A 13402-nucleotide genomic window follows, 5' to 3' on the forward strand; every position below is an offset into this window, starting at 1 on the left:
TTATTAATAAGATTTTTTTTAAAAAAACTAAAAAGGTCTTACAATAGACAAAAAAACAATCAAAATCATGAGGACAGTTGGTATTTCATTAATAATTTTAAAATACGTAGATCCATGACGTAAAGTTTTATTTTTAAAATCCTTTATTACGAACGCTAAGTATATATGGTAGATTGAGATAATAAAAGTACAAACCATTTTTACACGAAACCATCCAATAGGAGAATCGTGTTTTACCACAATCATATACAAACCACATACCCATGATAATATCATCGCAGGATTCATTATAACCTTTAAAAGTCTTTCCTCCATAATTTCAAAGGTTTTATATTGTGTAGTATCTGGCAATACAGAGCTATGATAAACAAAAATCCTTGGCATATAGAGTAACCCTGCCATCCAAGATATTATAGAAATAATATGCAAGCTTTTGATCAAAAGATATAATTGAAAGGTAAATAAAGATAAAAAGAAAAACAATAAAAGAAAAAATACTAATGCAACAAAAGCTATAATCTGAGGTTTTCTTTCTAAAGAATCTAATAGTAGAAATCTCATTTTTTTTTTCCTTTACGAACAATTTCCACTAAATTCGCAACATTATCAGGATCAACTTGTGGGGTAATACCATGACCAAGATTAAAAATAAACGGACCTGATCCTAAAACATCTAAAATTGCGTTAATCCCATCTTTCAGTGCTTCATTTCCAACAACCAAACGCATAGGATCAAGGTTTCCTTGAACGGCTCCTTCTTTTTGAAGTTCATATGCAAAAGATAAAGGAACAGACCAATCTAGACCTATAGCATCAGAATTAGTCAGATTTCGATAATTTTTTAGCATGTATCCAGCACCTTTTGCAAAACTAATAATCCGAGCATTTAAACATCTCTTGCGCACAGAAGATATTATACGAGCGACAGGTTTTACAGCATAAGAATAAAACTCACATTCACCTAGACAACCAGCATGTGTATCAAATATTTGAATTACATCGGCACCAGCAAGAATCTGAGCGATTAAATATTCTGCTGAAATATCAGAAATAAAATCCAAAAGCCACCTAAACAAACGAGGATTTTTATAAGAAAAAATTCGAGTTTCTGCCTGATCTATCGTAGGACGACCAGATATCATGTACGATGCGATGGTCCACGGCGCTCCACAGAAACCAATCAAAGTTTTGTGATCTGGTAACTTCTGGCGCAAAGTGGAAATTGACTTAAATATTGGCGAAAGATGCTGCAATATAGAATCAATATTGGGTTTTAATAAATATATATCATCAGAAGTTAAAGGATCCATTCTTGGTCCCTCATTTTCTAAAAAACGCACATTTCTTCCAATAGAATCAGGTATAACAAGAATATCCGAAAATAAAATTGCAGCATCAAAATCATATCGACGTATCGGTTGCATTGTTGCTTCAACAGCATATTCAGGCGTATAACATATATTTAGAAAATTTTTAGCTTTTTTGCGTAGTTCTCTATATTCAGGAAGGTATCGCCCAGCTTGTCTCATAAGCCAAACAGGAGGTGGATTGACTACACTTCCATTTAAAACTTTGAGAAAATTTTGATTTTTTACATTCATATACAAAGTAATCTTATTTATAATAAATAATTGATTAATGTTTATTATTTATTATTGGGTGTTTAAAATGGGGACATTTTTTTGTTCACAGAGTTCCCCCCTATTATGCGTTAAACATATCTTATGGAGAAAAAATACTCTTTTTTTATAAAATGGGGAAAAAATAAAAAAAAACTCAAATCAAGTGGTTAAAGAGTGATCTATATGAAAAATATTTGGAATAAAATGTGGAAAAATATTTTCTATTTTTAATCATACTTATTAACAAGGATTCTATTTTTCTCAAAATAATCTAAGAAGATGTGGACTAATCACTGACTTGTTATCAAAAACAAAAAAAACTAGGAGGGAGAGAGGGTAAGCTGTGCAAAAAAAACAATCCTGTGGAAAAAAAAATCCTATATAACATTTCAGAAAACTGTATATTAAACTTTTTAACAAATGGTTTACAATCGTATTGATTATGTCAAAATCCCTTATTCTAGCATCGTCTAGTTCATCACGTAGAAAAATATTGAAGAATGCTGGTATTCAATTTATTGGAGTCAATCCAAAAATTGATGAAAGAGAAGTTGAAAAATCTTTTAGTATTTCCGATAGAAGTAATTCTGAAAAAATTGCACTTATGTTAGCTGAAAAAAAGGCTTTAGAAGTAGGAAATCGCTATCCTGATTCTTTTGTAATTGGGTGTGATCAGAGTATGTCTTTGGGAAATTCTATCTATCACAAACCAAAAGATATGTTTGAGGCTGAACAACATTTATTATTGTTATCAGGAAAGACACATCGTCTTGGTAGTGCGTATGTATTGACACGTAATAACATAGTATTGCGCCGTCATGTTTCAGTGGCACAATTGACCATGCATAATTTTTCCAGAGACTTTATTAAGTGTTATTTGAAAAAAGTTAGCAAAAACGCTTTACTTAGTATTGGTTCTTATCAAATTGATAAAGAAGGAATTCAATTATTTAAATCTATAAGAGGAGATTATTTTACCATAGTTGGATTACCTTTAATAGAGCTTCTTAATGATCTTAAGAGAGAAAGAATAATAAATTGATGAGAGTTTTTTAAAAATATCTCTATTTTCTTGGTAAAATAATTTCAAGATATTCTCTGTTTATGTTTATTTATCAGTTTTTATTTAAGAATGAATTTTCTAGGTTCAGATACTATTCTCTTCATGAAAGATTTGAGAATATCTTTGTCGAGATTTAAACATCTTATTTATTCCAGATGTAGACTTCTCAAGTTGATAATATACCTAAGAAAAACATTTTTGGATAGTTCTGCGTTGAATAAATGCTCAAAAAGTAGAAGGTATAATTTGTTCCTTATAATACGCTTATGAAGATTATATAACCTTAGGAAAAAAAACTCTATAATTTTTCCATTGGCATAGGATACTTAATCATAACATCACCATATAGATATTTTTACTCTCTCAAAAATATCCTGTTTTTCTTTTTCATCCTGCAAAAAATATTTGCATATTTCATGAGAGGAATCTTCCCTATTTTCTGAATCTACACGTTTTCAGAGAGTGTACTAGCTTGATATCTTTCAATATAAAAATTAAAAAAAATCTCCAATAGATTACAAATTATTTGTGCCATAGAATAAGAAAATAAATATATATGATCAGAAAAAATCATATATTTCAAAAAAGTAAACTTGGAAAATTATTGATTGTTTTTCTGAAAAATTTACTGTTTCATATAATGAAGTTACCTGTATAATTTTTAGTTACATCATGCTTAAATCTAAAAGATAGATGCGAAAAATATCCTTTTCGGAGAAAATGGTATCGCAAAGTATAAGGATAATCTATGCTTTTTGACTATATCTCAGACGAGATTGGAAAATTTTTTGTAAGGTAGTGATATTAGAATATAGTCTATACTAGCATATGTGTTGCGTAAAAATTATTTTTGGAAGTAAACCCGCGGTTGTTACTGTCAATATTGGATTATATGCATGATAGTTGTAGGTTTAACTGGGTCTATAGGTACGGGTAAGACAACCGTATCAGGAATTTTAAAAAAAAAAGGAATTTCAGTTATCAGTTCTGATGATATAGTTAATGAATTATATAAAGATAAAGCTGTAAATAAAGTTGGAAAATTTTTCTCGGAATCAATTCGGAATGGTAGAGTAGATAAGAATTTACTGCTTGAAAAATTAAAGGAATCACCGGAAAAATTAGAAATTATCGAAAAAATAATACATCCAATGGTTAGAATACGGGAAAGAGAAGTATTAAGGGATTTTTTTCGTAGAGGAGAAAAAATTGTTTTTTTTGATACCCCTCTTCTTTTTGAGAAAAAAAAGGAGTTTTTTTTTGATAAAGTGATTGTTGTAACCTGTAGTTTTGAAACTCAGCGTAAGCGTGTTTTATCCAGAAAAAATTATACGGAGGAGAGTTTTCAATTTATTTTATCTAAACAAATTAGTGAGAAGGAAAAAATATCCCGTGCCGATTATGTTATAAGTACGGAAGGATCTCTTGACGAAACAGAAAAAAAGGTTTCAAAAATGCTGACGTATGTTCGCAAAAACACTAATTCAAGTAACAGCAATGCGCAAAATCATATTTGATATAGAAACCACAGGTCTTGACAAAAAAACTGAAAGAATCATCGAGATAGCTGCTGTTGAGTTATTAGATTATTCTAAAACAGGTCGGAATTTTCAAACCTTTGTTTGTCCTGGTAAAATAGAAGTAAAACCAGGAGCGTTTAGGATACATGGTATAGACAATGATTTTCTAAAGGATAAACCACAATTTTCTTCTATTTTTCCTGATTTTTGGAATTTTTTCAATGAAAATGATGCAGAGTGGGTGGCACATAATGCTGAATTTGATGTAGGATTTATAAATTCCGAGTTGAATAGATTAGGTAAGTCTTCATTGGACCCTACAAGGGTTATTGATACCTTGGCCATAGCAAAACGAAAGCATCCGACGTCAAGAAATGATTTGAATTCTCTTTGTAAGCGATACGGAATAAGTATCTCGCAGCGAGTAAAGCACAGTGCTTTGTTGGATTCAGAATTGCTTGCAGATGTTTACATAAAAATGATGTTAGGTGATTCTCAGATAGGCTTTGGATTTACAAATTCTGAGGATTTGTCTTATATAAAGGAAAATAATAGAATTAAAAATTTTATTGTTCCAATACGAAAAAATATTCTTCCTTTAAGAATAACCAAGGAAGAATTACAGGAGCATGATAAAATTATCAAAAAAATAGGTAAAAAATCTATTTGGACGAAATATTCTTCTTACGAATAATTCATAACAATTAGGATGTATATTTATTAATTGGTTTTTTGGTTTTTTCTCTGTTTAAATAACTGTAAAAAATCAATTGTATCAATCATCAGAGGTGGAAAGCCACTATCTCTTGTTAAGTTTGTGATGATTTGTCGTATAAAAGGGAATAAAAGTCGAGGACATTCAACAAATAAGATTACAGGAAAATCTTCTTGGGGAATATTTGCAATTCGAAAAATTCCTCCGTATGTAATTTCCAAATGAAAAATTACTTTTTCGTCATTTCTAGCTTCAATATCAAATAAGAGAACAACATCAAAGTCTGTATCTGAAAGAGATTTTGCGTTGACTTGTACATTAATCTTTATCTTAGGAGATTGATTTTTTGCATCAAAACAATAAGGAGAATTTGGACTTTCGAAGGATAAATCCTTTATATATTGAGTAATGACGCTAAAGATCGGACGATCTTGATCGTGTACTTCATTTTTTTCCCCCATTTTTCCCACTCCGTAGAAATTTTAGACCACACTTCATCTAACATTTGGGTTTGAATCATACAACCCTTGCTTATGAAAATAGAAACAGTTATATAATTTTAGTTTTGTATTATAGTATCCACCCTTATATATTACCATGGATAATATTGGAAGGGATTGTTTTTTGGAAATGAGGGGTATTTTGTTAAACTTCATCTTATGAAAAAATCCTCAACTTTAATAAGATGTAAATTTTAAGAGTTATATGTTATGTTAGGACGTGTGTTTGTTGTATAAATTGGTTCTTATTTAAAATGGAATTAGGTGATTTTTTGACAATTTTTTTCGTTTTTGTAACAGTTTTGGTTTTTTTGCAATTGCGTAGTGTTTTGGGAAGAAAAACCGGCAATGAAAAACCTTTTTCAAATTTTTGGGCTGTACATGATGGAAAGATTTCCGCGGTTTCTAGCAAAGAGGGTTCTTTGAAACTCGTATCTTTGGAAAAAGAAAAAAGTAGGGATAACTTTGATGCTATTGATGCGGATTTTCCTATTGGAACTCCCTTAAATAAATCCTTGCGAGAGATTGTTTCAATTTATCCGGATTTTAATCCCCAAGGATTTTTGAGCGGAGTCCGTGATGCATATGAAAAAATAGTGGTTTCTTTTTATGAAGGAAACATCCAGAATATAAAAGAGCTGATTGATGAAAAGGTTTATAAGGATTTTAGCGCAGCTATTGCGAAACAAGCAGAAAGTGACAAAAACATCAAGTCGAGTCTTGTGGGTATAGAGGATGTAAAGATAGTTCGTGCAAGTGTTAAGGATGGCGGAATACATGTGGTAACGCGAATAGTTGGTCAATATATTTCTGCTTCTTACGATAAGGAAGGGGCTTTTATTCCTGGTGATCCTGAATTTTCCGGTAAGGTCATTGATCGTTGGACTTTTACTCGAAAAACCCCTTCTAAGAATCCTAATTGGAAGTTGGTTTCTACGGAACCAGGGAATTAGGTTGTTTACATCCGTTGGATATTTTTTTCGGAACGTGTAATGTCTGCGAGGGTTTTTGATGATACCAGTTAGGTTGGTCTTTTTAAATTTTGAAAGTATCTAGATAATATGATTGATAGTGTTCAAGATACCGTTTACGGTGCGGATTCGATAAAAGTTTTAAAAGGTCTGGATGCTGTTAAGAAAAGGCCAGGTATGTACATAGGCAATACGGATGATGGTTCCGGATTGCATCATATGGTTTATGAAGTATTGGATAATGCTATTGATGAGGCGTTGGCAGGACATGCAGATATTATAACTGTTACGATAAATATTGATTGCTCTTGTACAGTTTCTGATAATGGACGTGGTATTCCGACAGATCTTCATAAAGAAGAAGGAGTTTCTGCTGCAGAAGTAATCATGACAAGATTACACGCTGGAGGAAAATTTGACCAAAATTCCTATAAAATATCGGGGGGATTGCATGGGGTTGGAGTATCTGTTGTCAATGCGCTTTCTTCGTGGTTAAAATTAAAGATTCAGCGCAATGGAAAAATATATGAGATGATGTTTGTCAATGGAGATGTGAATAGTCCATTGGTTGTTATAGGAGATGCAGGTGAATCAACTGGCACAGAGGTGACTTTCCTTCCTAATCCTGATGTTTTCTCCATTTGTGAATTTGATTACGATATCTTGAAATACAGGTTAAGAGAACTGTCTTTTTTGAATTCTGGTGTCCAGTTTCATCTGATAGATAAACGTATTTCTAATCCTCGTGAAGTTAAAATGCTATATGAAGGGGGAGTGGAAGCTTTTGTTACTTATCTTGATCGCAACAAGAAGCCATTGGTGCAGACGCCTATCAGTATTCGTGGATCGCGAGATAATATCAATATTGATGTTGCAATGAAATGGAATGATGGGTATCACGAAAATGTTTTATGCTACACGAATAATGTTCCTCAAAAAGATGGGGGAACTCATTTAGCTGGTCTTCGTGCTGCGCTAACGCGCCAAGTTGTTTCTTATGTAGAAAAAAGTTTAAGCTCTAAGAAAGACAAGAGATCTATTATTGGAGATGATTGCAGGGAAGGATTTACAGCAGTTCTTTCCGTAAAAGTTCCTGATCCTAAATTTTCCTCACAAACAAAAGAAAAACTTGTCTCCTCGGAAGTTCGTTCTGTCGTAGAAAGTCTAGTTAATGACGGTCTTTCTTCTTGGTTAGAAGAACATCCATCTGAGGCAAAGATTTTAGTAAAAAAGGTTATGGAGGCTTCTATGGCACGTGACGCAGCGCGCCGTGCCCGTGAGTTAACTCGTCGTAAAGGTGTTCTCAATATAGAATCTCTTCCGGGAAAACTAGCTGATTGTTCAGAACGTGATCCCAAAAAATCAGAGATTTTTTTGGTCGAAGGTGATTCTGCTGGTGGTTCTGCCAAGCAAGGTCGTTCGCGCGAAAATCAGGCTATTCTTCCGTTGCGAGGAAAAATTTTAAATGTAGAGCGTGCTCGTTTTGATAAAATGTTGTCCAGTCAAGAAATAGGAACCTTGATTACTGCACTTGGTACAGGAATAGGGAAAGATGGATTTGATGTTGGTAAATTACGATATCATAAAATTATCATTATGACTGATGCTGATGTTGATGGTGCTCATATTCGTACTCTGCTTCTAACGTTTTTTTTCAGGCAGATGCCTGAATTGATTACAAATGGGTACTTATATATCGTGCGACCTCCTTTATATGGCGTAAAGAGAGGAAAATCTTTACAGTATGTTAAGGATGAAAGATCTCTTGAGGATTATCTGATAAACCAGGCTCTTTCGGAAAAAGTAGAACTTTCTTTCGAATCAGGATCTACAAAATCTGGGAAAGATATACGAACTTTTATTGATGATGCTTTGAAATTAGATGCCTTAATTAGGAGTTGTTATCCTAATTACGATAGGAAATTTATTGAGCAAGCGGTTGTTTCTGGGCTTTTTGCCTGTGATAATGATCAGGAAATTGATCAAGAGATCGTTACAAAATTTGTGGATCGATTGAATTTTATAGCGGAAGAAACGGAAAAGGGTTGGAACGGCAGTATTATAGAAGGTGGTAGCATACTTCTAGAACGTACTGTACGCGGTGTTAAGGAGAGTTTTACTCTTGATAAACCTGCAATTTTCGCATTCAGTTCTCAATATACAAAGATCTTTGCAAAAAAACTTGAAGTTACTTATTCAATGCCACCATATTTGGCTTACAATGAAGATAGAATAAAAATATTAGGACCCTGTTTTTTATTAGATATAGTTTTTTCTATAGGGCGCAAAGGTCTTTCTATGCAACGTTATAAAGGATTAGGGGAAATGAATGCCGATCAGCTCTGGGATACTACGCTTAATCCCGAAGTTCGCTCCCTATTACGAGTTAAAATTACGGATGCTTCGCAGGCGGATGATCTTTTTTCTCGTCTTATGGGTGATGATGTAGAGCCACGTCGTGAGTTCATACAAGAAAATTCATTGTCAGTTAGCCTTGATATATAAACTATAAAATATTTTTATTTATTGCATGGGAATTCTTTTTTGCTTTTAATAGAATATTTAGAGCATACTTCGAAAAGTGCTTTGCGAGAATTTGGGAATTCCTTATCTTTTAGAAACTCTGGAATATTTTCCAAACTTCCATATTTCCCTATTGCAACAATTGCTTCAAGACGATGAGATTCTGGATATTTCAAAGTTGACTTTGCTTTTTGGAAATCTATCCCAGTCATAGCATGTGCACAATAACCTAATATGGATGCTTGCAGAGCGAGAAATCCCCAGGAACAACCTGCATCGAAGGAATGGCTGTAAATATTTTTCCCAGATTTATCATATATTTCTGAAAAGACAACGACGAGTGCGGAAGCGTTCTTAACCCAGCTTTGATTAAACTCACTCAGTATAGAAAAAATTTCATCCCATTCTTCTGTATCGCGTAATACATATAAGAAATTCCAATGTTGATTATTAAAAGAAGATGGAGCCCAGTGAGCTGCGTCAAGGATGGTGAGCAAATCTTCTTCGGTGATGCATTCTTTATTAAAAGAACGAGATGACCATCTGTTTAAAAACATAGAGTCTATAGGGTATTCTGAAGTACGATGGTTGGCTACAGTCATGGACTTTCTTTCCTTCTCAGGATTACGAGCAATTTTTTGTAGAGATATTGTTCATTGTTCTCTTATATAATGGATAAATTTAGAAATTTCATTGTGGAATGAATAATATTTTTAAGGGACAGGAAATTCCATGGTAAAAACAAAAACCTTATTTCCCAGAAGTTAGAAATCGTTGCATATTTTCATCATAACAAAAATATGAATTTTGATAAAACAAGCTCAATATATCTCATATATCGTAGATAAGAATATATTGCTTTATCTATCAATGTAAAGTTATCTAGAAAACCATTTTAGGAGGATCAAAATTCAAAAATTAAATTATATGTGCACTAGGAGTATTGAACATAGACATAAATAGTTTAGGAAAGAGGGATTCTTTTCTAGGGAATATATATTATGTAAGGCATATAAATTATTTGAGTCTTGCAATTATATGCAAATTTCTTTTAAAAGCTATTAGCTATATATAGATGGGTTTAGATTGGATTCGTCGCATTGATCTTCTTTGGAGTCCCTCATGCGATCCAGAAATAACTATAAACGGTTCCCATATAGGAAAGATAAATGTAACTAATTAAAGATATTGTTGTTAATAAAAGGATTAGTATATAGTTTTTCGATAGAGGTTGAAACTTTTTTAGAATTTTAGGATATAAGGGATTCGGGGATTATTTTGGATGATTAGTAAATTTTCTAATTTATAATTAGTCTTAGTATGGGTTGAAAAGTGTCTTTTTATGGTATTTTTAGAGAAATTCGTGGACATATTCATGTCGGTATACGAATCAACGAAACAGGATTTTTCCTGACCTAATTCCAAGGTTGTTTTCGGAAACTTCTGGGATTTTTTAAAATCCCTTTGTGGTTTGTGTTTTGTGTAATGTAAAAACAGTAAACTAAGGTTTAATTGGGAGTTATTGATTTGAACTGGATCACAAATTTTGTTCGTCCTCGCATAATAAATTCTGTATTTTGTCGTCGGACGATTCCAGAAAATCTTTGGGTAAAATGCCCAGAAACAGGTGAGATGGTCTATCATAAAGACCTAGAGGCAAACCAGTGGGTTATTGCATCTTCTGGTTATCATATGAAAATATCTGCAAAAGAAAGATTAAATTCCTTGTTTGATGATAAAGAGTACCGTTTATTAGAACAGCCACAGGTATTTCAAGATCCGTTAAAATTTCGCGATAATAAAAAATATACAGATCGTTTAAAGGAGAGTCGTTCTAGAACAGGTTTGAATGATTCAGTGATATCGGCAGTTGGAAACGTGCGTGGCTTTAAATTAGTTGCTGCAGTTCATGAATTTGGTTTTATAGGCGGATCTTTAGGTATTGCTGCCGGGGAAGCAATTGTAAAAGCTTTTGAAGAAGCTATCGCAGAAAAATGTCCTCTGGTGATGTTTTCTGCATCTGGTGGTGCGCGTATGCAGGAAGGTATTTTATCACTTATACAGTTGCCACGTACTACAATTGCAGTGAATATGCTTAAAGATGCAGGACTCCCTTATATTGTCGTTCTCACAAATCCCACGACGGGAGGTGTTATGGCTTCGTATGCTATGCTTGGGGATATACACCTTGCTGAACCTGGAGCTGAAATAGGTTTTGCTGGTAGAAGGGTTATTGAACAGACGATGAGGGAAAAGCTTCCACCAGGCTTTCAAAGATCGGAATATCTAGTTGAGCATGGAATGATAGATATGGTTGTTAACAGGCATGATATTCCTGAAACTATATCATCTTTGTGTAAGATTCTTACTAAAGCTACATGAAAGCGAACAAATTAGTCTCTTTTGAAATAGAAAGATTATTCCTTTCGCAAGGGAAAACGGCAAATGTTTTTTCATTGCAAAGAATTAGACGACTTTTGGAAGATTTGGGGAGACCACAAGATAAGCTTCCGCCTGTGATTCACATAGCAGGGACAAATGGTAAGGGATCAGTAACAGCATTTTCTCGCGCATTACTTGAAGAATCAGGTCTAGCCGTACATGTCCATACATCTCCTCATCTTATTAAGTGGAACGAACGTTTTCGTTTAGGCATTAAGGGAGGTAAGGGCAAGTTAGTAGATGATGACATATTATTAGATGTCTTGCGTCGTATTATACAAGCTAATAATGGAAAAGAAATCACTACTTTCGAGGTATCTGTTGCAACTGCCTTTGTTTTGTTTTCAGAGTATCCTGCAGATGTTGCCATAATTGAAGTAGGATTAGGTGGACGGCTTGATGCGACAAATGTGATAGATACACCAGCGGTTTCTGTAATTACATCGATTTCATTGGATCACGAGGCATGTTTAGGAAAAACTGTTGATTTGATCGCGGTAGAAAAGTCCGCCATTATGAAGAGTGGATGTCCTGTTGTTATTGGATATCAGTCTTACGAGGAAGTTCGCCATCTTCTCGGTTCTAGTGCAAAAAAAATGGGATGTTCATATCGTGTGTACGGAGATGATTTTTTTGCTTTTCAAAAAGATGGATATTTGGTTTATCAAGATTTATTTGGTCAAATGAATTTGCCGATGCCGAATCTGGTGGGTGAGTATCAGTATGACAATATGGCAACTGCTATTTGTGCAGTTCATATGGCTGGATTTAAGTTGGAAAAGCCTTGTATTAAGCGAGCAATGCAGTCAGTAGAGTTATTTGGACGCCTTCAGAGGATTTCAAAAGGTCCTTTATTGGAAAGTCTACCGGATTCTGCTGAAGTTTGGATTGATGGTGGTCATAATCCAGATGCAGCTGTTGTAATTTCTAAAGAAATATCCAAATTTAAAAGACTTGATGATCAGCCTTTCTATTTAGTGATAGGAATGCGAAGCGATAAAAACTATCAAGATTACTTAAAAGCATTCGTAGGACTATCCCCAATTGTTCTCACGGTTCCTATAATGTGTTCAGAGGATGGTAGCAATCCAAAAAGTTCTGATCCAGAATTATTAATGCAAGAGGCAACAAGATTAGGATTTAAAGCCTTTTCTTGTTCCTCTATTACTGAAGCATTTTCTAAAATAAAGCCAATGAACCTAAGCTTATCTTCTCCAATTGTTTTGGTAACAGGATCTTTATACTTGGTTGGTGAAGTTTTATATAAAAACGAGATCTATCCTAGCTAGATATCCCTCTTGGGAAAGGATCTTTATCAAAAAAGGATACAAAATCAGCGAAATGATTTGGAAAACACATTAAATCAGGGACGATATCCACTTTGAAATATCACTCTTTTGAGCTTTGCCAACCATGGTATCAATGACTTTTCCATCTTTAAAAAAAACCAGAGTAGGAATAGAGGTAACTTTGTATTGCTTGTTGAGAGAGAGATTTTTTTCTATATCCACTTTTACAATCTTTACGGTTTCAGAAAATTCCTCAGAAATTTTATCAAGAATAGGAGCAATTTCCAAACAAGGTTGACACCATTCTGCCCAAAAATCCACAACTACTGGTTTTGAACTTTTCAAAACTTCACAATCAAAATCACTTGAATCCACTTTTAACGCACCCATAAATTTACTCCTCGTGAAAAATATCGTTATTTTACTAATCTCAATATCATATGAAAAGCAAGATAAGATATACGATTCCCTCATATTTTTAGAAGCGTATTTTCTAACTCTGGTGGAGGAATCGTAAATATTCTTGGCTCTAAAACATAAATCAGCGAGCATTTAAAGTCTTTGTTAGGATATAAGGGTTTTAGAATCTCCTGATACGTAGCCAATTGTGTGATATGAGATAACGGAATATTTTCGATTTCTTGTGGAACAGTGCAATGAGTTTTATATTCAAATATAAAGACGTTATTCTCTGAAATTGATATTCTATCAACGCGTCCAGATATGAAATACTCTCTTTTTGAGTAATTAATTTTTC

13 protein-coding genes are annotated in these 13402 nt (G+C 33.5%); 7 read left to right on the top strand and 6 right to left on the bottom strand.

What is annotated here, in order from left to right:
- Nucleotides 1–27 precede the first annotated feature (27 nt).
- Both H0G72_RS02345 and hemE read right to left on the bottom strand, forming a co-directional pair.
- The gene (locus tag H0G72_RS02345) at nucleotides 28–561 is read right to left on the bottom strand and encodes a CopD family protein (RefSeq protein WP_182017186.1); all 534 of its coding nucleotides are present in this window, start codon (nucleotides 559–561) and stop codon (nucleotides 28–30) included.
- A complete protein-coding gene (hemE, locus tag H0G72_RS02350) occupies nucleotides 558–1601 on the bottom strand; it encodes a uroporphyrinogen decarboxylase (protein ID WP_182017187.1) in 1044 nt (347 codons plus the stop codon). Before hemE ends, H0G72_RS02345 begins: the two co-directional genes overlap by 4 nt.
- Before the next feature lie 463 nt (nucleotides 1602–2064).
- Between hemE and H0G72_RS02355 the strand changes: the two genes are divergently transcribed.
- From H0G72_RS02355 to dnaQ, 3 genes are all read left to right on the top strand, one after another.
- The gene (locus H0G72_RS02355; RefSeq protein ID WP_182017188.1) at nucleotides 2065–2664 is read left to right on the top strand and encodes a Maf family protein; all 600 of its coding nucleotides are present in this window, start codon (nucleotides 2065–2067) and stop codon (nucleotides 2662–2664) included.
- A gap of 917 nt (nucleotides 2665–3581) precedes the next feature.
- Nucleotides 3582–4202 (top strand): dephospho-CoA kinase, encoded by a 621-nt coding sequence (gene coaE, locus H0G72_RS02360; RefSeq protein ID WP_182017189.1) that lies wholly within the window; start codon nucleotides 3582–3584, stop codon nucleotides 4200–4202.
- Complete coding sequence (gene dnaQ / locus H0G72_RS02365) at nucleotides 4183–4899, top strand: DNA polymerase III subunit epsilon (RefSeq protein WP_182017190.1); 717 nt, start codon at nucleotides 4183–4185, stop codon at nucleotides 4897–4899. Before coaE ends, dnaQ begins: the two co-directional genes overlap by 20 nt.
- 26 nt (nucleotides 4900–4925) lie before the next feature.
- Here the strand turns inward: dnaQ and secB are convergent, their stop codons facing one another.
- Nucleotides 4926–5381, bottom strand: coding sequence for a protein-export chaperone SecB (gene secB, locus H0G72_RS02370; RefSeq protein WP_182017191.1), 456 nt, complete (start codon nucleotides 5379–5381; stop codon nucleotides 4926–4928).
- 311 nt (nucleotides 5382–5692) lie between these two features.
- Here secB and H0G72_RS02375 point away from each other — a divergent pair, with 311 nt between their 5' ends.
- Both H0G72_RS02375 and gyrB read left to right on the top strand, forming a co-directional pair.
- Nucleotides 5693–6373, top strand: a complete 681-nt coding sequence (locus tag H0G72_RS02375) for a Tim44/TimA family putative adaptor protein (protein WP_259345104.1) — start codon at nucleotides 5693–5695, stop codon at nucleotides 6371–6373.
- 108 nt (nucleotides 6374–6481) lie between these two features.
- The gene (gyrB, locus tag H0G72_RS02380; protein WP_182017193.1) at nucleotides 6482–8896 is read left to right on the top strand and encodes a DNA topoisomerase (ATP-hydrolyzing) subunit B; all 2415 of its coding nucleotides are present in this window, start codon (nucleotides 6482–6484) and stop codon (nucleotides 8894–8896) included.
- 14 nt (nucleotides 8897–8910) lie between these two features.
- On the opposite strand, the gene H0G72_RS02385 is transcribed toward gyrB, so the two are convergent.
- On the bottom strand, nucleotides 8911–9516 hold the full coding sequence (locus tag H0G72_RS02385) for a nitroreductase family protein (protein ID WP_182017194.1): 606 nt from the start codon (nucleotides 9514–9516) through the stop codon (nucleotides 8911–8913).
- Between the two features lie 925 nt (nucleotides 9517–10441).
- On the opposite strand from H0G72_RS02385, the gene accD reads away from it, so the two are divergent.
- Both accD and H0G72_RS02395 read left to right on the top strand, forming a co-directional pair.
- Nucleotides 10442–11296, top strand: a complete 855-nt coding sequence (gene accD / locus H0G72_RS02390) for an acetyl-CoA carboxylase, carboxyltransferase subunit beta (RefSeq protein ID WP_182017195.1) — start codon at nucleotides 10442–10444, stop codon at nucleotides 11294–11296.
- Nucleotides 11293–12645 (top strand): bifunctional folylpolyglutamate synthase/dihydrofolate synthase, encoded by a 1353-nt coding sequence (locus tag H0G72_RS02395; RefSeq protein ID WP_182017196.1) that lies wholly within the window; start codon nucleotides 11293–11295, stop codon nucleotides 12643–12645. The genes accD and H0G72_RS02395 overlap by 4 nt, the downstream gene beginning before the upstream one ends.
- A gap of 69 nt (nucleotides 12646–12714) precedes the next feature.
- Here H0G72_RS02395 and trxA read toward each other — a convergent pair whose 3' ends face one another.
- Together trxA and H0G72_RS02405 are read right to left on the bottom strand one after the other, a co-directional pair.
- Nucleotides 12715–13035 (bottom strand): thioredoxin, encoded by a 321-nt coding sequence (gene trxA / locus H0G72_RS02400; protein WP_182017197.1) that lies wholly within the window; start codon nucleotides 13033–13035, stop codon nucleotides 12715–12717.
- Between the two features lie 80 nt (nucleotides 13036–13115).
- On the bottom strand, nucleotides 13116–13402 hold a 287-nt coding region (locus tag H0G72_RS02405; RefSeq protein WP_182017198.1), incomplete at its 5' end, for a PD-(D/E)XK nuclease family protein.

It is taken from the genome of Candidatus Liberibacter sp. (genome assembly GCF_014048425.1).
GTDB lineage: Bacteria > Pseudomonadota > Alphaproteobacteria > Rhizobiales > Rhizobiaceae > Liberibacter.